The organism is Streptomyces sp. NPDC096046 (assembly GCF_040303285.1).
Classification (GTDB): domain Bacteria; phylum Actinomycetota; class Actinomycetes; order Streptomycetales; family Streptomycetaceae; genus Streptomyces.
In genome coordinates this window covers 56,625-81,780 of sequence record NZ_JBEOSZ010000008.1, presented here as the reverse complement: position 1 = coordinate 81,780, position 25,156 = coordinate 56,625, and the positions used below count along the sequence as shown (strand labels likewise).

At 70.2% G+C, this 25,156-nt stretch carries 18 protein-coding genes and 1 pseudogene; 5 read left to right on the top strand and 14 right to left on the bottom strand.

What is annotated here, in order from left to right:
- Positions 1 to 110: 110 nt before the first annotated feature.
- Entirely contained in the window at positions 111 to 722 is a 612-nt protein-coding gene (locus ABTX62_RS09820) for a hypothetical protein (protein WP_352115664.1), read from the top strand.
- A gap of 321 nt (positions 723 to 1,043) precedes the next feature.
- On the opposite strand, the gene ABTX62_RS09815 is transcribed toward ABTX62_RS09820, so the two are convergent.
- From ABTX62_RS09815 to ABTX62_RS09805, 3 genes are all read right to left on the bottom strand, one after another.
- Positions 1,044 to 1,673 carry a hypothetical protein gene (locus tag ABTX62_RS09815; RefSeq protein ID WP_352115663.1) on the bottom strand — a complete coding sequence of 210 codons (630 nt, stop codon included), beginning with the start codon at positions 1,671 to 1,673 and terminating at the stop codon, positions 1,044 to 1,046.
- A 68-nt stretch (positions 1,674 to 1,741) separates the two neighbouring features.
- Positions 1,742 to 2,443: a ribonuclease HII gene (rnhB, locus tag ABTX62_RS09810; protein WP_352115662.1), complete on the bottom strand. Its 702-nt coding sequence runs from the start codon at positions 2,441 to 2,443 to the stop codon at positions 1,742 to 1,744.
- Between the two features lie 127 nt (positions 2,444 to 2,570).
- Positions 2,571 to 3,191: a TetR/AcrR family transcriptional regulator gene (locus ABTX62_RS09805; protein WP_352115661.1), complete on the bottom strand. Its 621-nt coding sequence runs from the start codon at positions 3,189 to 3,191 to the stop codon at positions 2,571 to 2,573.
- A 183-nt stretch (positions 3,192 to 3,374) separates the two neighbouring features.
- Here ABTX62_RS09805 and ABTX62_RS09800 point away from each other — a divergent pair, with 183 nt between their 5' ends.
- The gene (locus ABTX62_RS09800) at positions 3,375 to 4,922 is read left to right on the top strand and encodes an MFS transporter (RefSeq protein ID WP_352115660.1); all 1,548 of its coding nucleotides are present in this window, start codon (positions 3,375 to 3,377) and stop codon (positions 4,920 to 4,922) included.
- Between the two features lie 360 nt (positions 4,923 to 5,282).
- Here ABTX62_RS09800 and ABTX62_RS09795 read toward each other — a convergent pair whose 3' ends face one another.
- From ABTX62_RS09795 to ABTX62_RS09785, 3 genes are all read right to left on the bottom strand, one after another.
- Entirely contained in the window at positions 5,283 to 6,188 is a 906-nt protein-coding gene (locus ABTX62_RS09795; RefSeq protein WP_352115659.1) for an ADP-ribosylglycohydrolase family protein, read from the bottom strand.
- A 12-nt stretch (positions 6,189 to 6,200) separates the two neighbouring features.
- Positions 6,201 to 6,860, bottom strand: a complete 660-nt coding sequence (locus tag ABTX62_RS09790; RefSeq protein WP_352115658.1) for a histidine phosphatase family protein — start codon at positions 6,858 to 6,860, stop codon at positions 6,201 to 6,203.
- A gap of 193 nt (positions 6,861 to 7,053) precedes the next feature.
- Positions 7,054 to 7,659 (bottom strand): YdbC family protein, encoded by a 606-nt coding sequence (locus tag ABTX62_RS09785; RefSeq protein WP_352115657.1) that lies wholly within the window; start codon positions 7,657 to 7,659, stop codon positions 7,054 to 7,056.
- Positions 7,660 to 7,814: 155 nt separating this feature from the next.
- On the opposite strand from ABTX62_RS09785, the gene ABTX62_RS09780 reads away from it, so the two are divergent.
- Positions 7,815 to 8,348: a TerD family protein gene (locus tag ABTX62_RS09780; protein ID WP_352115656.1), complete on the top strand. Its 534-nt coding sequence runs from the start codon at positions 7,815 to 7,817 to the stop codon at positions 8,346 to 8,348.
- Positions 8,349 to 8,430: 82 nt separating this feature from the next.
- Here ABTX62_RS09780 and ABTX62_RS09775 read toward each other — a convergent pair whose 3' ends face one another.
- The gene (locus tag ABTX62_RS09775) at positions 8,431 to 11,325 is read right to left on the bottom strand and encodes a vitamin B12-dependent ribonucleotide reductase (protein WP_352115655.1); all 2,895 of its coding nucleotides are present in this window, start codon (positions 11,323 to 11,325) and stop codon (positions 8,431 to 8,433) included.
- A 165-nt stretch (positions 11,326 to 11,490) separates the two neighbouring features.
- On the bottom strand, positions 11,491 to 12,051 hold the full coding sequence (gene nrdR, locus ABTX62_RS09770) for a transcriptional regulator NrdR (protein ID WP_352115654.1): 561 nt from the start codon (positions 12,049 to 12,051) through the stop codon (positions 11,491 to 11,493).
- Positions 12,052 to 12,674: 623 nt separating this feature from the next.
- Between nrdR and lexA the strand changes: the two genes are divergently transcribed.
- Positions 12,675 to 13,454, top strand: coding sequence for a transcriptional repressor LexA (gene lexA, locus ABTX62_RS09765; RefSeq protein WP_352115653.1), 780 nt, complete (start codon positions 12,675 to 12,677; stop codon positions 13,452 to 13,454).
- Positions 13,455 to 13,663: 209 nt separating this feature from the next.
- Here lexA and ABTX62_RS09760 read toward each other — a convergent pair whose 3' ends face one another.
- The 4 genes from ABTX62_RS09760 to ABTX62_RS09745 form a co-directional block, all read right to left on the bottom strand.
- Positions 13,664 to 15,640 (bottom strand): ATP-dependent DNA helicase, encoded by a 1,977-nt coding sequence (locus ABTX62_RS09760; protein ID WP_352115652.1) that lies wholly within the window; start codon positions 15,638 to 15,640, stop codon positions 13,664 to 13,666.
- Between the two features lie 209 nt (positions 15,641 to 15,849).
- A complete protein-coding gene (locus tag ABTX62_RS09755) occupies positions 15,850 to 16,776 on the bottom strand; it encodes a GNAT family N-acetyltransferase (RefSeq protein ID WP_502997933.1) in 927 nt (308 codons plus the stop codon).
- 259 nt (positions 16,777 to 17,035) lie between these two features.
- Positions 17,036 to 19,030: an IucA/IucC family protein gene (locus ABTX62_RS09750; RefSeq protein ID WP_502997930.1), complete on the bottom strand. Its 1,995-nt coding sequence runs from the start codon at positions 19,028 to 19,030 to the stop codon at positions 17,036 to 17,038.
- 232 nt (positions 19,031 to 19,262) lie between these two features.
- On the bottom strand, positions 19,263 to 20,732 hold the full coding sequence (locus ABTX62_RS09745; protein ID WP_502997929.1) for an aminotransferase class III-fold pyridoxal phosphate-dependent enzyme: 1,470 nt from the start codon (positions 20,730 to 20,732) through the stop codon (positions 19,263 to 19,265).
- A gap of 330 nt (positions 20,733 to 21,062) precedes the next feature.
- Here ABTX62_RS09745 and ABTX62_RS09740 point away from each other — a divergent pair, with 330 nt between their 5' ends.
- Positions 21,063 to 22,286, top strand: a complete 1,224-nt coding sequence (locus ABTX62_RS09740; protein WP_352115650.1) for a trypsin-like serine peptidase — start codon at positions 21,063 to 21,065, stop codon at positions 22,284 to 22,286.
- Between the two features lie 719 nt (positions 22,287 to 23,005).
- Here ABTX62_RS09740 and ABTX62_RS09730 read toward each other — a convergent pair.
- A pseudogene (locus ABTX62_RS09730) lies at positions 23,006 to 23,245 on the bottom strand (IS30 family transposase); the annotation flags it as partial.
- A gap of 341 nt (positions 23,246 to 23,586) precedes the next feature.
- The gene (gene hflX / locus ABTX62_RS09725) at positions 23,587 to 25,080 is read right to left on the bottom strand and encodes a GTPase HflX (RefSeq protein ID WP_352115649.1); all 1,494 of its coding nucleotides are present in this window, start codon (positions 25,078 to 25,080) and stop codon (positions 23,587 to 23,589) included.
- Positions 25,081 to 25,156 lie beyond the last annotated feature (76 nt).

The window sequence follows — 25,156 nt, the reverse complement described above, 5'->3', positions numbered from 1 at the left end:
AGTCCGCTCCCGCACGGCTCGTCCGCCGCTTTGGCAGGGCTTCGCTGCGGTGCGCGCTCCCAGGAACCCGACCCCGCCCGCAGTGTGGGCGCGTAGCCGAAGGGAGGACCGTGACCTTCGGATTCGCTCCGGCCTCGGTAGCGGCGTCGACATCCGCCGCTTCCGCCAACCGCTTGCTCGAACCCGCGGAATGGGCCGCCGCCGGGATCCCACTCCTGCGCAACCCCCGCGAGATCGTCAGTGGACTGCACGCCCGGCACCACCCGCAGCCGGCGACTGCTGTCGTGGCCGTGCTCGACCCGGACGAGCGGCTGTGCGCGAGCGCCTCGTTCATGCGCCGTTCGGCCCCGGCCGACGGCTGGATGTTCCGCAATGCGCTGCTCGCACAGCTACGCCGGGTCATACCGCACGATCTGCGCCGCCGCACGCCGGTCCGCACCGCGGTACTGCTCTACTGCCGTGAGGGCGACGCGCGTTGGACGGAGGAGGACGGCGCGTGGATGTGGGGGCTGCGCGACGCGTGTACCCTGCACGGGCTGCGCTGCGGGGCGTACATCACGCTGACCCGTGACGGCTGGCAGGTCCTCGGGGAGGGACGCGGCGGACGCCGCCCTCACTCGGCCTCGGCACCTGAGCCGTTCGCCACGTCGGAGACGCCGCCACCCATACCCCGCACCGGCGGCGCCTCCGAGGTGCTGCGCCGCGCAGCGGCGGCACGCTGAGCTGAGTCCCGGGCACACCCGTTCCGCCGAAGCGGCGGCGCGCTGAGTCCCGGACACACCCGTTCCGCACAGGCCCCGGACCCCGCCCCGGCCCACCAGGCTCCCGGGCGGACAGCCCGGGAAGAGCACCCCGCCCGGCCGCGGCCGGGCCGCAGGCACGGCAGTCCGCCATCGCCACGGAAGTGTCGGCGAAGCCGGGGAAGCCTTCGCGCAACCTGGGCTTCGCGTCCTCCGGGCAGCGTGACGCACCCGCCGTACGAAACCGCGCCAGCGGCTCCTGAAGTGAGCGCCCTGGCACCCTGCCGGGTGCTACGGCACGGCTCAGACGCCCGCGCCGAGCACCGAGTTGATCCGCTGCGGGTCGCCGCAGACGATCAGCAGGGCGCCTGCCCGGGAGTGGGCCAGGGACAGCGCGCTCACTGCTGCGGCCTCGGGGCCGCCGTTGACGGCCACCACGACCACCGGTCGTGACGCGGCGCGGGCCGCGATTCCGGCGTCCGTGTAGAAGACGTCGTCACCGGCGTCGTGCTGGGCCCAGTAGGAGGTTTCACCGAAGGACAGCTCGTGGGTGGCCCACGGGTGCTGCTCCCCGGTCGTGATCACCAGGATGTCGCCGGGTGCACGACCGGAGTCCAGCAGCAGGTCCACGGCCTCCTCGGCGGCGTCGAGCGCGCCTTCCATGGAGGCCGGGATCAGCTGGATCTGCGGGGTGACCGGAGCGGCGGCACCGGGTGCGGGACCCGACGGAGCGGGCTTGGTGGCCACCTCGCGCGGCGTACGTTGCACCGGCGGCGCCGGCCGGAGAGGGCCGGGACGACCGGGACGCGACGAAGCCGCGGGGCGGGGACCGGGTACAGGACGGGGGGTCGGCGCGGTGCGGCCACTGGCCGGAGTAGCGCGGGGACCCTGGGCGCTCTCGTGAATCTGAGGCTCCTCGGGAATGAGAGGCATGAGTTGATATTTATCAAACGTTAGTACGGCCCGCGATAGCGGGTGGCGCATGCGTGCGAACGAAACCGTCAGAAATCGAAGCCGAGCTGACCCTCGATTTCCGGAACGCTTCCGTCCACCCAGCTGCGGACCTTCTTGAGGTGCCGCCACTGGGGCAGCGCATCAAGATACGCCCACGACAACCGGTGGTAGGGGGTGGGGCCCCGCTCCGCCAGTGCGGCCTTGTGCACGGGGGATGGATACCCGGCGTTGTCCGCAAAACCGAAGTCTGCATGGTCGATACCCAGTTCGGCCATCATTTTGTCGCGCTGCACCTTGGCGATCACCGAGGCCGCGGCCACCGCCACGCAGGACTGATCACCCTTGATCACCGTACGGACCCGCCAGGGGGCACCGAGGTAGTCGTGCTTGCCGTCGAGGATCACCGCGTCGGGACGGACCGGGAGGGCGTCCAGCGCCCGCCCCGCCGCAAGCCGCAGCGCGGCCGTCATCCCCAGAGCGTCTATCTCCTCCGGGGAGGCATGCCCCAAGGCGAACGACGTCACCCAGGTCCGCAGTTCCTCGGCGAGGGCGGTGCGTCGCTTGACGGTGAGCAGCTTCGAGTCCGTGAGCCCCTCGGGTGGCCGGCGCAGTCCGGTGATCGCCGCGCAGACGGTGACGGGGCCGGCCCAAGCGCCACGCCCCACCTCGTCGACACCTGCAACGATCTTCGCTCCGGTCGTGGCTCGAAGGGAGCGCTCGACGGTGTGAGTAGGCGGTTCGTACGGCATGGCGTCCCTAGATTACGCCGCCCGGAACCGCCCGCGACACCCCGGTCCGCCCCGGCGGCGTCGCGACCCTCGCAGGCCCCCGCCGAGCGCCCGCCCGACGCATTGCCCGACACCCCCGGCCCGAGCGTCAGGCGCCGTCGGCCCGCAACAGCGGAACCATCAACTGGTCGATCATTTCCTCAACTTCATGATCCTCCCATTCACAGCCGCACATCTTGGAGCGGTACATCATCATCGCCGGTACGGCGTCGAAGACATAGCCGTTCGCAGCCTCGGGACGCACCTCGCCTCGCTTGATCCCGCGCTCGACGACCTCCCGGAGCATCTTCATGGTGGGCTCCACGACTCCCTCGAAGATCACACCGTGGAAGCGTTCGGCCTGCGCCGTGTCGCATTCGTGAATCACCGAGCGCAGCGCCAAACCCGGGCGCGAGAACATGGCGTCACGCGCCCGCAGACACAGCGCCAACAGGTCCTCCCGCACTCCTCCTTCGTCCGGGACCGCGTCGAACCGCGGCAGCCCGGCACGCAGGGCGTCAGCGACCAGATCCTCCTTGGACGGCCAGCGCCGGTAGACCGCCGCCTTGCCGGTCTGGGCACCGGCGGCGACACCCTCCATCGTCAGGCCGCTCCAGCCGACCGTACTGAGTTGCTCGAGCGCGGCCTCGAGGATCGCGCGTTCGAGTACCGCGCCACGGCGGCGGGCGGCCGTCTGAGCGGGAGCATCCGCCCAGCTGGGGGTAACCATCTGACTCTCCAACGAGCAGAGCAAGCGGGCATTGCGGGGATGGGGCGCGCCGGACGGCCACACAGGGGGACGTGCCGAACGACGGCGCCGTAAGTGAACGCTTGCGTTCCCTGTCGCGGACTCACTACCGTTGACGCGGCAGTGAACGCCAGCGTTCACTAACACACTCGTGGGGGACTCATCGTGACAACCTCTCCATTGCTCCAAGATCGGAAGCCAGGCGCGGCACGCCGGGAGGGACGCCCCGGCATCGCGCTCACCGTCATCGCGGCCTGTCAGCTCATGGTGGTGCTCGACGCGACGATTGTGAACATCGCGCTCCCACACATTCAAGACGCGCTCGCGTTCAGCACCACCGACCTCACCTGGGTCGTCAGCTCCTACACACTCACCTTCGGCGGCCTGCTGCTCCTCGGCGGCCGCGCCGGTGACATCCTCGGACGGCGCCGGGTCTTCATGACCGGCATCCTGCTGTTCACCTTCGCCTCGCTGCTCGGCGGGCTCGCCCAGGAGCCATGGCAGTTGCTGGCCGCCCGGGTTCTGCAGGGCGTGGGAGGTGCGATCGCCTCGCCCACCTCGCTGGCGCTCATCACCACCACGTTCCCCGAAGGCCCGGAACGCAACCGGGCCTTCGGCGTCTTCGCCGCGGTCTCCGCGGGCGGTGGTGCCATCGGCCTGCTCGCGGGCGGCATGCTCACGGAGTGGCTCGACTGGCGCTGGGTGCTCTTCGTGAACGTGCCGATCGGCGTACTGATAGCCGTGCTCACTCCGCTGTACATCAGCGAGTCCGAACGGCACACCGGCCGCTTCGACATCGCGGGTGCGGTGACCTCGACCGCGGGCATGGCGTCCCTGGTCTACGGCTTCATCCGCGCGGCGGACGAGGGGTGGCGGGACAGCCTCACCATCGGGTCCTTCGTCGCCGCGGTGGTGCTGCTGCTGGCGTTCGGGCTCATCGAGTCCCGGGCCAAGGAGCCGATCACCCCGCTGCGGATGTTCACCGACCGCAATCGCTCGGGCACGTATGTGATCATGCTGAGCCTGGCCGCGGCGATGTTCGGCATGTTCTTCTACATCGTCCTGTTCGTGCAGAACGTGCTCGGCTACAGCCCGATCGAAGCGGGACTCGCCTTCCTTCCGGTCACGGTCGTGATCGCACTCGGCGCGGGCCTGTCGCAGCGGTTCCTGCCGGTGCTGGGCCCCAAGCCCTTCATGCTCGTGGGCTCCGCGCTCGCGATGATCGGGCTGGCCTGGCAGGCGCTCATCAGCTCCGACAGTTCGTACGTCGGAGGGATCCTCGGCCCGATGCTGGTGTTCGGCTTCGGCATGGGGCTGAACTTCGTGACGCTGACCCTCACCGCCGTCTCGGGGGTCGCCCCGCACGAGGCGGGCGCGGCGTCCGGGTTGCTCAATACGACACAGCAGGTGGGTGGAGCGCTGGGTCTGTCCATCCTGACGACCGTCTTCGGCACGGCGACCAAGGACGAGGCGGAGAAGCAGCTTCCGCGGTTCATGGCCGAGGGGTCCGCAGCGCAGAAGGCGGAGTTCGCCAAGACGCAGCAACTGCCCGCGCCCTGGGGGCACGAGGTGCTGGCCCAGGGCATCTCGACGGCGTTCATCCCGGCTGCCGCGATGGCCGTGCTCGCCCTGGCCACGGCCTGGTGGGTGATCCGAGTCCGCAAGAGCGATCTGGAAGCACTCTCCGGCTCGGCCGGACCGGGGCTCGGCTGACACAAGAGCACCGCGAACCGGCTCGGCGGCGGGTGTGGCAGCGGCCCCAGCGGCCCGTCCAGGGTCGCCGGGCCGGTTCGCGGCGGACGGACGCCGGACGGGGCGCGCACCGGAGACGGACGACTCGGGCACCGCTCCGGCCGTCCGCATGCGGCCCCCGCACGGTGCGACAGCGCCCCACCAGCGGACAAGAACAGCCGGCAGAACCTCCATGACCACTCCCCTCAGCACACCGACACGGGCCTCCGGCCTCTGCGGGGCCTGGCGGCTCGCACAGCGGATGTCGGGACAACGAGCGGCCGGTCACGGAGAGTTCCCGAGGTGTACGGAGAGTTTCCAGCGGGGCGCACGTGCCGGCCGTCAGACGGAGGCGGGCACCCAGTCCGGGAGGGGTTCCGTCCGCTCGATCCACTCGGCGGGCGGTGCCCCAGCCTTCCCCGACGCGATCACGCCGCCGACGATGGCGCAGGTGGTGTCGACGTCCCCGCCGACCTGGGCGGTCGTCCAGAACGCCTGCTCGTAGTCGCCGAGGCTTCTGGCTGCCGACCACAGGGCGAAGGGCACGGTGTCGTGGGCGGTCGTACGCCGTCCGCACCCCAGTACCGCCGCGACCGTGCCCGGGTCGCCGTAGTCGAGCATGTCACGGGCACGGCGCAACCCCGCACCCACGGCACTCTTCGGCACCAGGTCGATGACCCCGTCGAAGAGGGATTCGGCCCCGGGCGGTCCCTCGGGCGCGGCGGCGAACGCGGCGGCCGCGGCGACGGCCATGGCCCCGACGACGGCCTCGCGGTGCTGGTGGGTGGTGTAGGCCGAGATCTCCGCCTGGTGCGTGGCCTGCTCGGGGTCGTCCGCGTACCAGGCGCCCAGCGGGGCGATCCGCATCGCCGCGCCGTTGCCCCAGGAGCCCTGGCCGTTGAAGAGCGCGGCGGCGAGTTCCCGCCAGTCGCTGCCCTCCCGGACGAGCCGCAGCATGCGATTGACCGCGGGGCCGTACCCCCGGTCGAAGTCGTGGTGCTCGGCGAAGGAGTGGGCCAGGGCGTCCTGGTCGATGCGGTGGTGGACGGCCAGGACGGCGACGACCGAGCCGGCCATCTCCGTGTCGTCCGTCCACTGCCACGGCCCGGAGGGCACCTCGCGGCGCTTCAGCAGCGGATAGTTCACCGGCACGAAGTACTGGGCGCCCAGGGCGTCCCCGACGGACAGTCCGCGCAGGGAGACCAGGGCGCGCTCCAGGCGCACGTCGGGGGAGGAGTCAGCGGTCATCGCCCTGCCACTCTATCCGGTGATCCCGTACGGCTCGGGATCTCGCCAGCGGTCGAAAGGCCGGTCAAGCGTGTACTTGCCGTCGTCCCCCAGAACGAGCATCCGCACCTCGCCGTTCCCCGGGTTCGACAGCGACTCGAACTCCGCGACCGTCCAGTGGAACCACCGCATGCAGAACAGCCGCATGGCCAGTCCGTGGGTGACGATGAGGACGTTCGGTGGGTGGTCGGGGTCCTCGAAGCTGCGGAACAGGCTTTCCAGGAAGCCGCCGACCCGGTCGTAGACGTCTGCACCGGACTCGCCCTGGACGAAGCGGTAGAAGAAGTGGCCGTAGGCGTCCCGGTAGGCCTTCTGGAGGCGGACCTCGTCCCGGTCCTGCCAGTTGCCCCAGTCCTGCTCGCGCAGTCTGGGCTCCTCGCGCACCCGTATGAGTCCGGGGTCGAGGTGGAACGCGCGCAGGGTCTCGTGCGTGCGGCGGTACGGGGATACGTACACGCTGACCCGCTCGTCGCCGAACAGCTCGCGCAGGTGCTCGCCGGTCGCCTCCGCCTGCCGCCGGCCGCGCTCGGTCAGCGCCAGGGCGTGGTCGGGTTCCCGCTCGTAGACGGAGTCATCAACATTGCCCGTTGACTCGCCGTGCCGGACAAGGACGATGCGCCGTGGTCGTGCCATGCCAAGACCCTAGATCGGGCGAGGCCCTGTCGAGGACTCCCACCGCGCCCATACGGCGTAGGTCACACGATTCCTGCACCACAGGTCACACGCGTCGCACGTCCGTCCGATCGAAACCACTCTCCCCGCAGCCACCCGGAGTTATGCCCTCCGGATCCAGGGCGTCCGGTGGGCACGCTGCCACCGCGCGGAATCAGACCGTCCAGCTCGGTTCCATGTCCACCACGTCCCCGGTGATCGCCGCCACGTCCGCCTCCGTCTGGGCTCTCAGGGCGAGCCGTTCCACGCGTTCGGTGCGGTACTTTCCGTGTTCGGCGGCCGACCGCCACATCGACAGCACCAGGAACTCGTTCCCGGGTGCCTCGCCGAACAGTCCGCGCACCATACCGGGCGAACCGGCCATCGCCGGGTTCCAGATCTTCTCCTGCATCAGCACGAAGTGCTCTGCCCGCTCCTCGTGGATGCGGCACAGCGCCACGCGCAGCAGGTCGGCGTCCGTGAAGCGCGGCTCGAAGCCGGTCTTCACGTCGAAGCGGTAGTCGAAGAGTCTTACCTGCGCATCCTTGAACGTGCCCGCCTGGGCCGACGCGAGCCGGTCGTGAGACCGCGCCATGAAGGAGTCGTAGAAGGCGCGGCTCTCCCAGAAGGCGAAGACGTGCGCCACCTCCGGCCGCCTCCGGCTCCAGCCACCCCCCTGCCCGCGAAACCCCGGCTCCCCCAGAAGCCCCGCCCACTTTCGCTGCCCCCGCTCGAAACCGCGGCGGTCCACCACGGTGCAGCGAATCCACTTGACCAGCACCGCGCCATGGTAAGGCCCTGGAGCGTGGCGTCGGTCACTCTCGCCTGGACCGCTCCCCCACGCGCGCACCCCTGCGCGTGGCAGGATGGACAAACAGTCATGACGGCCCGGCAGTTGAGGCCGACGGACGGCTCGGTACGGGGAAGGGGACTTGGGTGGACGGGCTCAACAAGGGTCTTCGCAAGGTCGAGATCGCGGTGCGGTGGGATCCCAGCCCGGCGGGGCAGCCGTCCACCGACCTGGACCTCATCGCGGCGACCTATGCGGCGGACGGTCCGCACGGCGACCCCGCGTACGTGGTGCACTTCGACAGTCGCTCCCCCGACGGCACGATCACGCTCAACCGGGACAGCAAGGACGGCCAGGGCTTCGGCTACGACGAAGTCATGACCCTGGAACTCGACCGGCTCGACCTCCGGTACGCGCGCGTGGTGGTCGGTGTCGTCATACAGCAGGGCCCGGCGGAGCGCACCTTCGTCAGCGTGCGCAATCCCGGGCTGCGTATCCGTGAGGGGTACACCGTGCTGGCGGAGGACGACTTCGGCGGTGTCCTCGGGGCCACGGCCGCGGTGGTCGCGGAGTTCGTGCGAGACGGATCCGGCCCCTGGGTCATGCGCCCCGGCCTTCGCGGTTTCGAGGGCGACCCCGTGGACTTCACCAGGATGATGGGCGCCGCACAGCACCCCTGACCAGCCACCGGCGAGGCAGGTACGACGAGAGGGGCACCGCCCGCGGGCGGTGCCCCTCCGTCATCGGCTCAGGCGCTCGGGGTCAGCTGCAACCGCTGGTCGAGCCGCAACCCTCGCAGATGTAGCAGGAACCGGCGCGCTGCATCTTCGTACCGCAGGAGAAGCACAGCGGGGCGTCGGCCTGAATGCCGAGCTGCATCTCGACCAGCTCGGCGCTGGTGTGGGCCTGCTGCGGGGCCGGCTTGGCGGCCTCGACTTCGGCCTTCGGGGTGGCGACGGCCTTCAGTTCCTGGGCGCGCGGCGCCGACTGCGCCAGGCCCTCGACGTCGACCTCGTCCTCGGACGGCTCGTAGGAACCGGTCTCGAGGTGACGCTGACGCTCCTCGGCGGAGTGGATGCCGAGCGCGGAGCGCGTCTCGAAGGGCAGAAAGTCCAGCGCCAGGCGGCGGAAGATGTAGTCGACGATCGACTGCGCCATCCGCACGTCCGGGTCGTCCGTCATACCGGCCGGCTCGAAGCGCATGTTGGTGAACTTCGAGACGTACGTCTCCAGCGGCACGCCGTACTGGAGGCCGACGGAGACCGCGATGGAGAAGGCGTCCATCATGCCCGCGAGGGTCGAGCCCTGCTTGGACATCTTCAGGAAGACCTCGCCGAGACCGTCGTCCGGGTAGGAGTTGGCGGTCATGTAGCCCTCGGCGCCGCCGACGGTGAAGGACGTGGTGATGCCGGGACGTCCCTTCGGGAGGCGCTTGCGGACGGGGCGGTACTCGACGACCTTCTCGACCGTCTCACGGATGGTGGCCTCGGCCTTCTCCGTGACCTCGGCCTTCTCCTTCTCCTTGGTCTTCGCGGAGAGGGGCTGGCCGACCTTGCAGTTGTCGCGGTAGATGGCGAGCGCCTTGACGCCCATCTTCCAGGCCTCGAAGTAGACCTCCTCGACGTCCTCGACGGTCGCCGACTCCGGCAGGTTGACCGTCTTGGACAGGGCGCCCGAAATCCACGGCTGGATCGCGGCCATCATGCGGACGTGGCCCATCGCGGAGATGGAACGCTCGCCCATGGCGCAGTCGAACACCTCGTAGTGCTCGTGCTTGAGGCCGGGGGCGTCGATGACATTGCCGTGCTCGGCGATGTGGGCGACGATCGCCTCGATCTGCTCCTCCTGGTAGCCCAGGCGGCGCAGGGCCTGCGGGACGGTGCCGTTGACGATCTGCATCGAGCCGCCGCCGACCAGCTTCTTGAACTTGACCAGGGCGAGGTCGGGCTCCAGGCCGGTGGTGTCGCAGGACATCGCCAGACCGATGGTTCCGGTCGGGGCGATGACAGACGCCTGCGAGTTACGGAAACCGTTCTTCTCGCCGAGGCGCAGCACGTCCTGCCAGGCCTCCGTGGCGGCGGCCCAGATCGGCGTGTCGAGGTCGTCCATGCGGACCGCCTCGGTGTTGGCGTCGGAGTGCTGCCTCATGACCCGCAGGTGGGGCTGCGCATTGCGGGCGTAGCCGTCGTACGGGCCGACGACCGCGGCGAGTTCGGCGGAGCGCCGGTACGACGTGCCGGTCATCAGGGAGGTGATGGCGCCGGCGAGCGCACGGCCGCCGTCGGAGTCGTACGCATGGCCGGTCGCCATCAGCAGGGCGCCGAGGTTGGCGTAACCGATGCCGAGCTGGCGGAACGCGCGCGTGTTCTCGCCGATCTTCTGGGTCGGGAAGTCCGCGAAGCAGATGGAGATGTCCATCGCGGTGATGACGAGCTCGACGACCTTGGCGAAGCGCTCGACCTCGAAGGACTGGTTGCCCTTGCCATCGTCCTTCAGGAACTTCATCAGGTTCAGCGAGGCGAGGTTGCAGGACGTGTTGTCCAGGTGCATGTACTCGCTGCAGGGGTTCGAGCCGTTGATACGGCCGGACTCCGGGCAGGTGTGCCAGTGGTTGATGGTGTCGTCGTACTGGATGCCGGGATCGGCACACGCCCAGGCGGCCTCGGCCATCTTGCGGAACAGCGACTTGGCGTCGACCTCTTCGATGACCTCACCGGTCATGCGGGACGTCAGGCCGAACGTGCCACCCTGCTCGACGGCCTTCATGAACGTGTCGTTCACACGGACCGAGTTGTTGGCGTTCTGGTACTGGACGGACGTGATGTCGTCGCCGCCCAGGTCCATGTCGAAGCCCGCGTCACGCAGGGCGCGGATCTTCTCCTCTTCCTTCACCTTGGTCTCGATGAAGTCCTCGATGTCGGGGTGGTCGACGTCGAGGATGACCATCTTGGCGGCGCGGCGGGTGGCGCCACCGGACTTGATCGTTCCTGCGGAGGCGTCGGCACCGCGCATGAAGGAGACCGGGCCGGAGGCGTTGCCGCCGGAGGAGAGCAGTTCCTTGGAGGAGCGGATCCGGGAGAGGTTCAGGCCTGCGCCGGAGCCGCCCTTGAAGATCATGCCCTCTTCCTTGTACCAGTCGAGGATCGACTCCATGGAGTCGTCGACGGACAGGATGAAGCAGGCGGAGACCTGCTGCGGCTGGGGCGTGCCGACGTTGAACCAGACGGGGCTGTTGAAGCTGAAGATCTGGTGCAGGAGGGCGTACGCGAGCTCGTGCTCGAAGATCTCGGCGTCGGCGGGCGAGGCGAAGTACTTGTAGTCCTCACCGGCCTTCCGGTACGTCTTCACGATGCGGTCGATGAGCTGCTTGAGGCTCACCTCGCGCTGCGGGGTGCCGACGGCACCGCGGAAGTACTTGCTGGTGACGATGTTGACCGCGTTCACCGACCAGAAGTCGGGGAACTCGACGCCACGCTGCTCGAAATTGACCGAGCCGTCGCGCCAGTTGGTCATGACGACGTCACGGCGCTCCCAGGCCACCTCGTCATAGGGGTGAACCCCAGGCGTGGTGTGGATGCGCTCGATACGCAGGCCCTTGCTCGCCTTGGCGCTCTTGGCGCGGGAACTCCGTGCCGGACCGCTCGCCGTCTCTGTCATGCCGCCTCCCTGATACGGGCGAAAACGCCCTGAAGTGCCCCGTTGTTCCCGTGGCACGGTGTTCTGTCTGGTGTTGCGGGCACCCACTCACGTCGCCCGCAACGGGTCTTCACATCGCCGCCGTCCGGCCGGCCCCGGAGCTGCCTTCCGGATCCGGCCCGCCTGTCAGTCGGCGGCGCCCGCAGGCTCGGGGACGTGGTCCGCCCCTGCGCGCCCGCGTTCGTCTTCCCGGCTCCGCGCAGCCGCGTCCTCACGGCCTCCGCCATCCGCGTCGGATTGCCCCGTCTGGGCCCTGAGCTCCTCGATGGCCGCCTCGAAGTCGTCGAGCGAGTCGAAGGCCCGATAGACCGAGGCGAACCGCAGGTAGGCGACGAGATCGAGCTCCTGCAACGGGCCGAGTATGGCCAGCCCCACGTCGTGGGTGGTCAGCTCGGCGCTTCCGGTGGCCCGCACCGCCTCCTCGACCCGCTGGCCGAGCTGAGCCAGCGCGTCCTCGGTGACGGGCCGTCCCTGGCACGCCTTGCGCACCCCATTGATGATCTTCGTACGGCTGAAGGGCTCGGTGACGCCGGACCGCTTCACCACCATGAGCGAGCACGTCTCCACGGTCGTGAAACGACGGGAGCAGTCGGGGCACTGGCGGCGCCTGCGGATCGACGTGCCGTCGTCGGTCGTACGGCTGTCGACGACACGGCTGTCGGGGTGCCTGCAGAAGGGGCAGTGCATGAACTCCCAACCCTCCTCACAGCGGACTCAATAGCCTCGCCGGACCTCTTGCGCCCCACGAAGCAGCCCCCAGCATAGGCGATGACCATGGGCCTCAAGACCCGGGGGACCACAACTTCTGGGCTGCTGATGCAATCCAACCACTAGATGTGGGGATTGGCTCATACATCCAGGCCCGTTAGCGCGTGTCGCGCACGGAGGGACAGGTGGCACACGGCAGGCCGCGCCGCACGGGACCCGCACACCCGCACAGACACCGCCGCGAGCGGCTCCCCAGCCGGATACCGCCGTGTCCGTTTCGGCACGGCCGTATCGCCGCGGCACATGCGGAGATACCGTGGTCGCCGCGAGGAGGGGACGTGGGACTCCCGCACAGATGGGGGCTGATCCCAGGCCGGGGGAATGGCGGATGGCAGACTGGGGCACCAGTCCACGAGCGATCACCCCGGCGGTGAAGAGTACAGCAATGGGCCCTTTTGCCCGCCAGGTGGCGCGGCCGCCAATACACCCGGACACACGATCGCGTCCGATGATTCGCGATTTTTCACTCGAACGTGTGTTTGGCGCAACCTTTCGAAAGCAACTACCGTTGTCCAGCAGGGAGACCATCGAGAGGGGCCGACGTGACCACCACCGCAGACAGTGCCGCCATTACTGCCCAGGACCGCTCCCAGGGCCGACTGGAGCCGGTGCATGCGATGAACGAAGCCACGAACCCTGAGGGGCACAAGCGCGCCCTGCCGGGCCGACCTCCCGGCATCCGGGCGGACAGCTCGGGACTCACCGATCGCCAGCGCCGCGTGATCGAGGTCATCAGGGACTCCGTGCAGCGACGCGGCTACCCGCCGTCGATGCGGGAGATCGGTCAGGCCGTCGGCCTCTCCAGCACCTCCTCCGTCGCACATCAGCTGATGGCCTTGGAGCGCAAGGGCTTCCTGCGCCGTGACCCGCACCGCCCTCGCGCCTACGAGGTGCGCGGGTCCGACCAGGCGGCGTCGGTGCAGCCCACGGACACCGCGGGCAAGCCGGCCGCGTCGTACGTGCCGCTGGTCGGCCGGATCGCCGCCGGCGGCCCGATCCTCGCCGAGGAGTCCGTCGAGGACGTCTTCCCCCTCCCCCGCCAGCTCGTGGGCGACGGCGAGCTGTTCGTCCTGAAGGTCGTCGGTGACTCGATGATCGAGGCCGCCATCTGCGACGGCGACTGGGTCACGGTGCGCCGCCAGCCGGTCGCCGAGAACGGCGACATCGTGGCCGCGATGCTCGACGGCGAAGCCACCGTCAAGCGCTTCAAGCGCGAGGACGGGCACGTCTGGCTCCTGCCGCACAACGCGGCCTATGAGCCCATCCCCGGCGACGACGCGACCATCCTCGGCAAGGTGGTGGCCGTCCTGCGGCGCGTCTGACAGCGCGCGCCGCGTCCGGCGGCCCGCGAGGCCGCCCTCAGACCGGGCCCCGGAACCCCTGCGCCGGTTCCGGGGCCCTGCGCTGTCTGGAGGCGAGTGCCGGACGCGTCAACCGAAAGGGCGGCGCAGGCAAGGCGGCGTCTGGCTCCTGCTCCGCAAGCCTCCCCCGCACCTTCATCCGCCTTCCGCCTGCCTGGCAGCCGCGCGCCTCAGACGTCGTCCGCCTGCCTGGCGACCGCGTCGATCGCCGCCAGCGACTTGCGCACCTGGTTGCGGTCCGTGGTGAACCAGAAGTCGGGCAGTGATGCCTTCAGATAGCTGCCGTACCGGGCCGTCGCGAGACGCTGGTCCAGTACGGCGACCACACCGCGGTCACCCGACGCCCTCACGAGGCGGCCGGCGCCCTGGGCCATGAGGAGCGCGGCGTGCGTGGCGGCGACCGCCATGAAGCCATTGCCGCCCGCATCCTCGACGGCCTTCTGCCTGGCGCTCATCAGCGGGTCGTCCGGGCGCGGGAACGGGATCTTGTCCATGACGACCAGCTGGCAGCTGGGCCCCGGGACATCCACGCCCTGCCAGAGCGACAGGGTGCCGAAGAGACAGGTCTTCGGATCGGCGGAGAAGTTCTTGATGAGCTCGCCCAGCGTCTCCTCGCCCTGGAGGAGGATCGGGAACTCGGGGATCCGGGAACGCAGCTCCTCGGCGGCCAGTTGGGCGCCCCGCATCGACGAGAACAGGCCGAGGGTGCGGCCGCCCGCCGCCTGGATCAGTTCTGTGAGCTCGTCCAGCATGTCGGCGCGGTCGCCGTCCCGCGCCGGGCGGGCCAGATGCTTGGCGACATAGAGAATGCCCTGCTTGCGGTAATCGAAGGGGGAGCCGACGTCGATGCCCTTCCACTTCGGTACGTCGTCACCCTCGGTGCCCTCGGGGGCAAGCCCCAGGGAGGCGCCCACTCCGTTGAAGTCGCCACCCAGCTTCAGTGTCGCGGACGTCAGGACCACGGAACGGTCCGCGAAGAGCTTCTCCCGCAACAGCCCGGAGACGGACATGGGGGCGACGCGCAGGGAGGCACCGAAGCGGTCGTGGCGCTCGTACCAGACCACGTCCCACTCGGAGCCGTTCGTGATCCGCTCCGCCACGTCGTGCACGTTCTCCACGGAGGCGAGGGCCTGCTTGCGGACGGCGTCCTCGTCCTGAACGGACTTGTCGCGGGTCGTTCCGATCGCGGAGATGACGGTACGGCACGCGTCACGCAGCGCCATGAGGGCGTACCCGAGATCATCCGGGATCTCTTCGAGGCGGCCCGGCAGCGCCAGCTCCATCAATCGCTCGAAACCCTCGGCGGCGGTCTGGAGCTGGTCCGCGGCCTTCTCGTTGACGAGTTTCGCGGCTCGGCGCACCGCGCGGTTGACCTGGCCGGGGGTGAGTTCGCCCGTGGCGACTCCGGTGACCCGGGAGACCAATTCGTGCGCCTCGTCGACGATCAGCACCTCGTGCTGCGGGAGAACCGGGGCGCCCTCGATGGCATCGATCGCGAGCAACGCGTGGTTGGTGACCACGACCTCGGCGAGCTTCGCCCGCTCGCGGGCCATCTCGGCGAAACACTCCGCGCCGTACGCGCACTTCGATGCGCCCAGACATTCCCTCGACGACACCGACACCTGGGCCCAGGCACGGTCCGAGATTCCGGGCGTGAGGTCGTCACGGTCGCCGGTCTCGGTCTCGTCGGCCCAGTCGCGCACCCGCAGCAGGTCCTGACCCAGCTTGCTGGTGGGTGCGGCGGCCTCGAACTGGTCGAACAGACCCTCTTCCTCGTCCTGCGGGACACCCTCGTGCAGCCGGTGCAGACAGAGGTAGTTCGACCGGCCCTTCAGCATCGCGAACTCGGGGCGGCGGCGCAGCAGCGGGTGCAGCGACTCGACCGTTCTCGGCAGGTCACGCTCCACCAGCTGGCGCTGCAGGGCCAGGGTGGCGGTCGCGACGACCACGCGCTCCCCGTGCGCGAGCGCGGGCACCAGGTAACCCAGCGACTTGCCGGTACCAGTACCGGCCTGGACCAGCAGGTGGGAGCCGTCGTCGATCGCCTCCTCGACGGCTTCGGCCATGGCCACCTGACCGGGGCGCTCCGTACCGCCGACGGCAGTGACGGCAGCGTGCAGGAGTTCGGGGAGTGAGGGCTTCGTCATAGCCCGACCACCCTACGACCTTGCACTGACAAACGGGCGAGCAAGGCGGGGGCGGGGGACGGGATCAAGAGCTGGGCTCCTCGGGGGGTGGGGCCGGGCTGCTGCTGCCTGAGCGAGGCCGAGACGGAGCTGCCGGAACATTGGGGTCGCGGGTGGGAACTGCGGAGGCACGGGCCGCGTTCGATCAGTAGCGGCGCAATCACAGAGCGCTATGACACATGCCGAAGAGACCGGTCTCGCACCATGAGACCGACCCGCTTGGCAGGCAGGTCGATCTCGGCGGAGAACCGGAAGCCGGCGGTCAGGAAGGCGGCGATGGAGGGGGTGTTGCGAATGTCGGGTTCGGCGATGACGCGTGCGCAGGAGGGCCGCCGCGCGAGAACGAGATCGGCCACGGTCCGCAGCAGCAGACCACCGAGACCGCGTCCGCGGTCGGCGATCGGGCCGACCAGGAGGTGGACTCCCGTGTCGTGAGGCCGGGCGGGGTAGTGATGGGCCAGCGGGTCCAGATCCGCCCGGTAGATCTCCCAATAGCTCATCGGGGCTCCGTCCAGCACACCGATGCACGGCACGCTGCGCCCGTCACCGGCGAGCTGGGCGCACAGATGGCCCTCGGTCACGGACCGCGGTCCGGACAGCTCCCAGAACGCTGCGGTGGCGGGGTCGTTCATCCAGCGGCTGATGAGCGGGAGGTCCCGTTCGAGGCGTGCGGGGACGAGGTGGAACACGCCCGCTGGTGTGTCGACCGGGCCCCAGTCGGCGACATGGTCGAGGAGATCCTCGTGCCGCGGGACGAAGGAGGGTCGGCACGGGTCACGGGTCGCGGCGGTGGAGACTGCGGGCACCGACGGAACGGCCGGGCTCCGACCGAGGCCCCCGGCGCCGACCGCGCCACCAGACTCCGACCGAGGAACCCGCTGCGTCGTGCCTTGGTCCCGCCTCGGAGCCGTGTGGCCGTCGAGCGGGTCTTTCACGGCGAGAGCGATGAGCTCGTCGGCGAGCCTCAGATCCACGGTGTCCTCGCCGTGCCCATCCGCCTCGGGCTCACTGGGATCCGCGTGGGTTCCGCCGCGGGAGTCGACGCGACCGACGCCGTCGGCAGCGGCGAGGCCACCTGGGCACGTTCCTGTGCCGATTCGGGCGTATGCGCCGGACTCCGCAGCGGCACCGGTCCAGGCACCTGACTCAGCCTCGTATGCGGCGCTCGGCCTGGCGTCGGAGGCAGCATATGACTCGGCACCGGCGCCGGGGGTTACGTCGGCCGTGCGAGGGACGGCGAATCCGCTCTCGGTGATCGGGTCGGCAGGAGGCACCGAACGCTCCTCTCGGAACAGAGGGGGCATGTCCTCAGGGATGAAGGAGGTCAGTCGTGGGCGCAGGGGACGATCAGAGGAATCAGCAGTGCAGGGGGTTGGCGATGGTGACATAGACGGACTGGGTGTCGACCGGGCCGACGAGTTCGTCGAGGCCGTGCAGCCGGGTCAGCAGGTTGGCCTTGCAGCGCAGGACGGGTGAGTCGAGCAGCCGCCCGGGCAGCGAGGTGCGCAACCGGGCCGGACCGGAGGCCACGTTCTGGAGGAAGCGCCGGAAGGCGGCGAGCAGCAGCCGCTCATCGGCCAGCCCCTGGGAGCCGAACGCTCCGATCAGGCCGAGCACGTTGTTGACCGCCAGGTAGTACACGAGTCGCTCGTCGGTGACCTCGTCGCCGACGAACGTATCGCTCCGCTCCCCGATGCCGGGCAGCCGGGCACCGAGGTCCGCACGCCGGGACTCGCGGAAGTAGTACCCCTGGTTGTCTCGGTAACGGCCGCCTGTGGGCCAGCCGTCCTCGTCCAGCAGGAGCAGGGTGTTCTGCTGGTGCGCTTCCAGGGCGATGCCGGCCTCGCCGTCCAGCCACAGGACGGGGCGCACGACGTGCTCGAGGTACCGCAGGAACCACTCGGCGGCGACGGCGCCGCGGGGTCGGCCGGTGCGGCGGGAGAGAGACGTGACCACTTCGGCCAGCCGGGACCGCGGGGTCGAACCGTGCCGAGCTGGGCGCCCCGGTGCGCCCTGCAGCGGCGCCGGGGAGCGTGGGTGCGGCGAGACGAGTCCGGCGACGCAGGAGACATCGTCCGAAGGGCTGAACGGGTTGTGGCGGATCACCACGTCCAGTCCGGGCACCGGGTCGCCGCCCTCGGTGTCGACGGCGAGCCACGCCGGGTCCCTGACGATGTCGAAGTCCGGGTGCGCGGTCCGCCACTGCCGGGCGAGGCCGCCGCGGAGCAGGCGGTGGACCTCGACGCCGCGGTGGAGCTCCTTACGGAGGTTCTCTCGGCGGGAGTTGGTGATGCGCAGGCCCAGCGAGAGCTTGAGCATCGCCGGGGCATGGGCGCGGTAGACGGTGCGTACGGAGGAGGTGGGGTGCCAGGGAGCGCCATGGGCCCCGAGGTCATGGAGCAGTCCGCTGTCGAGCAGGGCAGCGGCCTCCGGGCGGTGCCGGATCTCGTGGGCCTGCCAGGGGTGCAGGGGCAACAGGGCATACCCGTCCGGCAGTGCCGGTCCGGTCCCGGCCAGGCGGGCGGTGAGCCGGGGTGCGTCGACAGGGCGGCCGCGTTCGGTCCAGGAGGAGTCGGTGGCGAGGACGGAGGGTGCGACAGCCATCCAGTGCAGCGGGAAGGACCCGCGTGACTCGGGCGAGTACCGCAGTGCTTCAGCGTCGGAGAGGCCCTCGCGGCTCTTCGGGGCGGGGTGCAGGGGGTGCCCGAGGGCGAGTGCCTGTTCCGCGGAGAGGAAGAGGTCGAGGCTGTCGGCCGAGCATTCCCGACGGTCGGTGACGAAGCGGGCGACACGTCGAAGCGAGTCGGCGACATCCGCTACGAGTTCCGCGCCGTGACAGCCGTCGGCGTCGGGCGAGCTGGGAGTGTCCGTGCGTCCGGGGCCGGGGCCGGGGGTGCGGCTGGTGGGGGAGCCGCCTGCGGAGGTCTCCCTGGCGAGCAGCGCAGCGATCGTGACGGCGTCGGCCGGTGAGGCGTGCGCGGGAGCACCCGCGAGACGGGCAGGGCCGAAGCGGTGCCAGCCCGTCGGAGACCAGTAGCGGACCGGGGCGAGGAGGGCGGTGCCGCTGGCGGGAAGGGGGATGTGGAGGACGCCGTCTACCGGGGCGGGCTGGTCGGTCTCACGCGTCCAGCAGCGGAGCAGGTTCTCCACGCCGGCGGCCTGGGCGACGGTGTGCGGATCGGCGTGTTCCAGAGGGTCGTTGCCCTGGCCTGTACGCAGCCCCCCGGCCGGTCGCGCAACCGGCCGCTGACGAGGGAGACCCGGGTGCGGTGGCGACCCCGGGGTCCGGGTGCCGGGGGAGCCTTGTCCCGGCGTCGGCGCGTGGTCGTCGGGGTCGGGGGTGGCGTTCAAGGCAGGTCCTCGTGGGGGTCGGATGAAGCGGTTGGGAGATGCGAGCCGAGGGGCCTCACCCGGCGGCCGGGGGTGCGAAGGAGGTGAGGTGCGGGCTTGTGACGCCCAGGCACCCGGGTGCCTCACAGGCAGCCGACGCCGGTGGGCGGGCGGCCTGGTCTGGGCGTAGAGGAGCGTTGGCGGGGGAGGTCCCGGCGGTCCTGGGTTGTCACGCCGGAGAGGCTCACCGTGTTCACGGTGCGGCTGCCGTGCCATCCCCGCGACAGCGGGCGACCGCACGGACCGCGTCGGCCAGACGGTCCACTACAGCGGCCGCTTGTTCATCGGTGATGGTCAGGGGAGGCAGCAGTTGCACGACGCTCGCGTGACGGCCCCCGAGTCCCACGATGAGGCCGCGCCGCAGGCACTCCTGCTGGACCGCGGTGGCGAATCCGGGAGCCGCGGGAAGGGCCAGGGGCCCGCTGCCCGGCATCACCGACGCCCCCGCGCCTGCCTCTGCGCCCGCGTCCGCGCACGGCCCCTCGGGCTGCCGCTCCGGATCCACCAGCTCAAGCCCGATCATCAGGCCCCTCCCCCGCACGTCCCCCACGCACGGGAACTCGGTCACGAGGTCCTGGAGTTGTCCCAGCATGCGCGCCCCCAGGGTCGCCGCCCGTCCGGCGAGGGCGTTCTGGCGGACATGGGCGAGGGTCGCCGTGCCGGCGGCCATGGCGAGTTGATTGCCCTGGTAGGCGTCCACAGGAGTGCCCGGTTCCCCGGTGTGGAGGTCGTCGCGGTAGACGACGACGGACAGCGGCAGGCTGCCGCCGATGGCTTTGGAGAGGACCATCACGTCGGGGGTCACGCCGCTGTGCTCCACCGCCCAGAAGGCGCCGGTCCGGCCCACCCCCGTCTGGATCTCGTCGGCGATCAGAGGGAGGGACCGGTCGGCGGTGATCTGTCGCATGCGCCGCAGCCAGGAGTCCGGTGCGGGGATCACTCCGCCCTCGTACTCGACGGGCTCGACGATCATCCCGCCGGGCAACGGCACAGCGGTCCCGGGGGCGCCGAGGAGGGATTCGGTCCAACGGGCGGCGAGCTCGGCACCGTGCTCTCCTCCGATACCGAAGGGGCATCGGTAGTCCTGCGGATAGGGCAGGCCGGTGGCCCACGCGTCACGGGGGTGCACGGACGCGGCCTCGATAGCCCCGATGGTCCTTCCCCGACCGGCGCCCGTGAAGGCCAGGAGACCGCTTCGCCCGGTCGCCGCGCGGACCAACGCCAAGGCGGTCTCGACGGCTTCGCTGTCGGCCGGTCCGCAGAACTGTACGCGCGCCCGGTCGGCGAGTCCCGGCGGCAGGGTGCGGAACAGTTCGGCGAGGAAGGCGTCTTTGACGGGTGTCGCCACATCGACAGCGCTCAGGGGTGCGCCGGAGTCGAGGACCTTGCGGATGGCCTCCAGAACGACCGGGTGGTTGTGTCCGAGGGCGAGTGTGCCGGCACCGGAGAGGCAGTCCAGATAGCGGCGGCCGTCCGCGCCCTCGATGGTCAGCCCTCGGGCCCGGACCGGCACGATCGGCAGGGCACGGGCGTAGGTCCGGGCGGCGGATTCGCGTGCGGCCTGGCGGCGCGGGACTCCCTCGTACGTCGCACGTGCCGCGGGGAGCGCGGCGGCCACGGCGTCACCGGCCCCACCCGGGTGTGTCACCTGCGTACGCCCCACAACGGCCTCCTCTGACGCACAACTCCCCTGGGTGGATTCCGCCACGACTTCCCTGACCTTCCACTGGGCACGGGCACAGGAGACCGCGCACAGACAGCAGGCTCCCCACCGCTACCAACCGCGGATCACTCACCGGGTTACGGGTTGCCTCAAGATCCTTTCCGTAACGGAACTGTTGCGGATCCGTCGGAGCGCCCCCACAGCCACCGCATAGTGTGTGGTGCCGTTCCCGGACACCGTGAGCCGGCCCGAACGTCCCGAGTGTCAGCGGGAGTCGGGGCCCACGCACCGGTTCGTCCACGTTCGTTCCACATCAGGGGGAGTCAGATCATGCGATCCACACGGCCGCGGTCCGCCATCGGTCGAAAGGGGAGGGCGCGCCGCAGGAACTCCCCCGTACTGGCCGCCGTGGCCCTCGCCTCGGTGCTCGCGCTCACCGCCACGGCCTGCGATTCCGGCGACGCCACTGCGGACGGTGAGGCCTCCGCGTCCGCCACGGCCTCCGACGACGGCAAGTTCAGGATCCCGGCCGACCTCAGGGACCGGCTCCGCGAGCACGGGATCGACATCGACCAGTGGAAGAACGGCGCCTGGAAGAACTGGGACCGGGACGACTGGCTGCGCGAGGCCAACGAATACATCAACCCGATCATCGAGGGCCTCTGGAACCCGGACCGCATGCGGGAGGCCGAGGAGCCCGACCAGGGTGTCGACGCGGGCGACCTCTCCGGTGACCGGGGCGTGACCGACCCGACGCCGGAGCCGGTCGAGGCGCAGGCCGTGCCGCCGTCATACCACGCCAACGACGCCACGGCCGGGAAGGTGTTCTTCGACTCCCCCGCGGGCTCGGCCGTCTGCTCGGCGACGGTGGTGAAGGACCCGGCGCACCCGGGCAAGTCCAACCTGGTGTGGACTGCGGGCCATTGTGTGCACGCGGGCAAGAAGGGCGGCTGGTACCGCAACATCGCGTTCGTGCCGTCGTACAACGACGACGGCAAGCCGATGGAGGAGCTGGAGAACGCCACCCGCGAGGACGTCGCTCCCTACGGTGTCTGGTGGGGCGACTGGGCGCAGACCTCGGACCAGTGGATCGAACAGGGGGGTTCGACGGGCGGCGACGGCGCGCCGTACGACTTCGCGGTCATCCATGTGACGCCGGAGAAGGGCAGCGGCGGCAAGTCGCTGGAGGAGATCGTCGGTTCCGCACTGCCGGTCGACTTCAAGGCGCCCGCGGTACCGCGGGTGAAGAGCGTCACGGCGATCGGCTACCCGGCCGCTCGGCCCTACGACGGGCAGAAGCTGTACCGGTGCCAGGACCGGCCCGGACGGCTGTCGGTCACCGCGTCGGATCCCACGATGTACCGCATCGGCTGCACCATGACCGGTGGATCGTCCGGCGGTGGCTGGGTGGCGACAAGTGCGGACGGCAACCCGGCGCTGGTGTCGAACACCTCGATCGGCCCGGTGACGTCGGGCTGGCTGGCCGGGCCTCGTCTGGGCGATGTGGCCAAGGGCGTGTACGACTCGGTCAGCAAGAAGTTCGCCGGTCGGTGACGGCCGGCTGAACAGCGGCGTCGGTGAGGTGGCGCACCCGGCGCACCCCTCGGAACCTTCACCGCCCCACCCCCGGTACGCCCTCAACTCCGCGGCGTAGTGGGGCGGCGCGGGGCCGGCGGGTGCCCGCACGCCCATGGCATGCATGCGTCAGGAACCGGCGTCGGCACCCTGCGCAGACGCACCACAGACACACGCGCCACGTGCACACGCACCATCGGGGGTCATCGCACCATGTGTTCCACACGTACGCCCGCAACGAGGCGCGGACGGCGCGCCGTTCTCGCCGCAGCCGGGTCGTTGCCGCCCTGACGCTCACCGCGACCGCTTGTGGCGGCTCGGCCGACCCGGCGAGCGACAAGCCCGACGCCACCTCCTCCCGGGCCGCCGCGGACGGCGGCGGCAAGGTCGGGATCCCGGCGGACCTCGCGCGCAGGCTCAAGGATCACGGGATCGACGTCGACCGCTGGAAGGACGAAGGATCGTGCCGTCTCCCGATGGGTGGCTTCGCCCAGCAGCGCTGCGTCGTCACGGACAGGAGGTGCGCGTGCAGGTCATCTCCGAGGCTCAGATCGAGGTCCATGGGCTGTATCCAACCTTGACGGCAGTGGCTCGGCGAGCGGGTTTTCTCCGCTCGCCTCACGCCGCAAGAAGCCTGGACAGAGGCTCGGCTGGAGCTTCGCAGTCCAGCCGTCTCGACCAGGGCGCGCGGACCAGTTCGCTGCCCGGCCGTTGGGCAGGTGCAGAAGCATCACGTAGCCGATGGCGCGTTCGACGAGCGTGTCGATCGCGGAGACCCCGGCCCCGTCCTTGCCGATGATCAGGTCGCCCTCTCAGTGGCCGAGCACTGCTCGGTCAGCTGCCTCGGCAGGACCCTCGCTGATCATGACTATCGGTGGCGGAGCGTGCTGACGCCGCTGGGCCTGGCGGCGGGGCTTGCGCCGGACGCGGCCTGTGCGCGCAGGTGCCTGGACGTGCCAGAAGACGGCACCGCCGGCCGAACCGGAGGTGCCGCCTTCTGGCTTGCGGTCGGGCGGCGGCCGTTTACGCCACCGGCGGCCGTCTGGGCGTTGATCCGACGATCCGACACGCCTGGTTGTTGCTCAGCCCCTGCTGCGTGAGCAGGAAAGTGTGTCCCCCGCTCACGCAGTGGCTTCTTCCGCCCCTGAGCGGTCCGGATCTCCCGGATCTCGAAGTCCACCGCATCCCCCTGGAGTGGGGTGTCGCGACGACCACTCGAACGGAAGGTGACAGGGGGCGGGCCTTCTCGCGTCACACGAGTCGCACGCTCCGATCAGGCTCAGAGCGCCGGCGCCGGAACGTGCGGTGCGAGTTCCGCCGCCAGTTCCTCGTGCACCCGCACCTTGAGCAGGGTGCCCTCCGGGGTGTGCTCCTCGGAGATCACCTCACCCTCGTCGTGGGCACGGGCGACCAGCTTGCCGTGCGTGTACGGCACCAGCGCCTCGATCTCGACCGACGGACGCGGCAGCTCGTTGTCGATGAGAGCGAGCAGCTTCTCGATGCCCTGGCCGGTGCGGGCCGAGACGGCCAGGGACCGCTTCTCGACGCGCAGCAGCCGCTGCAGGGTGAGCGGGTCGGCCGCGTCGGCCTTGTTGATCACGACGATCTCGGGTACGCCGTTGGCCCCGACGTCCCTGATCACCTCGCGCACGGCGGCCAGCTGCTCCTCCGGGAACGGGTGCGAACCGTCCACCACGTGCAGGATCAGGTCGGACTCGCCGACCTCCTCCATGGTGGAGCGGAACGCCTCCACCAGGTGGTGGGGCAGGTGGCGTACAAAACCGACCGTGTCGGCCAGCGTGTACAGCCGTCCGCTCGGCGTCTCGGCCCGGCGCACGGTCGGGTCGAGGGTGGCGAACAGGGCGTTCTCCACCAGCACGCCCGCGCCCGTGAGTCGGTTGAGCAGCGAGGACTTGCCGGCGTTGGTGTAGCCCGCGATGGCCACGGACGGCACCTTGTGGCGCTTGCGCTCCTGGCGCTTGATCTCGCGGCCGGTCTTCATCTCCGCGATCTCCCGGCGCATCTTCGCCATCTTCTCGCGGATGCGGCGCCGGTCCGTCTCGATCTTGGTCTCACCGGGACCACGGGTGGCGAGGCCGCCGCCCTTGCCGCCGCCCATCTGCCGGGACAGCGACTGACCCCAGCCGCGCAGTCGCGGCAGCATGTACTGCATCTGCGCGAGTGCGACCTGCGCCTTGCCCTCTCGGGACTTGGCGTGCTGGGCGAAGATGTCCAGGATGAGGGCCGTCCGGTCGATGACCTTGACCTTGACGACGTCCTCGAGGTGGATGAGCTGGCCCGGGCTGAGCTCACCGTCGCAGATGACGGTGTCCGCGCCCGTCTCGACGACGATGTCCCGCAGCTCCTCGGCCTTGCCGGAGCCGATGAAGGTGGCCGCGTCGGGCTTGTCGCGACGCTGGGTGACACCGTCGAGCACCATCGCGCCGGCCGTCTCCGCGAGGGCGGCGAGCTCCGCGAGGGAGTTCTCCGCGTCCTGCACGGTTCCCGAGGTCCATACACCGACGAGGACGACCCGCTCCAGACGGAGCTGGCGGTACTCGACCTCGGTGACGTCCTCGAGCTCGGTGGAGAGGCCCACCACACGCCGCAGGGCCGCGCGGTCGGAGCGGTCGAACTGGTCGCCGTCCCGCTCTCCGTCGATCTCGTGGCTCCAGGCGACGTCCTCTTCCATCAGGGCATCGGCCCGAAGACCCTCGGGGTGGCTGTGCGCGAAGCGCTTGGTGTCCTGGGAAAAGGAAGAAGAGGAGGTCATTGGATCCTTACGTAGATGGGAAGCCGTTCATTGTCTGCAACGCACGGGCGGCCCGGGAGATTCCCCGTGCGGCCGT

What these genes read in the sequence shown, in the direction of transcription:
- ABTX62_RS09815 (WP_352115663.1), bottom strand. Translation starts at nt 1,673, where the DNA reads ATGCCTCTCATTCCCGAGGAGCCTCAGATTCACGAGAGCGCCCAGGGT.
- rnhB (WP_352115662.1), bottom strand. Translation starts at nt 2,443, where the DNA reads ATGCCGTACGAACCGCCTACTCACACCGTCGAGCGCTCCCTTCGAGCC.
- ABTX62_RS09805 (WP_352115661.1), bottom strand. Translation starts at nt 3,191, where the DNA reads ATGGTTACCCCCAGCTGGGCGGATGCTCCCGCTCAGACGGCCGCCCGC.
- ABTX62_RS09795 (WP_352115659.1), bottom strand. Translation starts at nt 6,188, where the DNA reads ATGACCGCTGACTCCTCCCCCGACGTGCGCCTGGAGCGCGCCCTGGTC.
- ABTX62_RS09790 (WP_352115658.1), bottom strand. Translation starts at nt 6,860, where the DNA reads ATGGCACGACCACGGCGCATCGTCCTTGTCCGGCACGGCGAGTCAACG.
- ABTX62_RS09775 (WP_352115655.1), bottom strand. Translation starts at nt 11,325, where the DNA reads ATGACAGAGACGGCGAGCGGTCCGGCACGGAGTTCCCGCGCCAAGAGC.
- nrdR (WP_352115654.1), bottom strand. Translation starts at nt 12,051, where the DNA reads ATGCACTGCCCCTTCTGCAGGCACCCCGACAGCCGTGTCGTCGACAGC.
- ABTX62_RS09760 (WP_352115652.1), bottom strand. Translation starts at nt 15,640, where the DNA reads ATGACGAAGCCCTCACTCCCCGAACTCCTGCACGCTGCCGTCACTGCC.
- ABTX62_RS09740 (WP_352115650.1), top strand. Translation starts at nt 21,063, where the DNA reads ATGCGATCCACACGGCCGCGGTCCGCCATCGGTCGAAAGGGGAGGGCG.
- hflX (WP_352115649.1), bottom strand. Translation starts at nt 25,080, where the DNA reads ATGACCTCCTCTTCTTCCTTTTCCCAGGACACCAAGCGCTTCGCGCAC.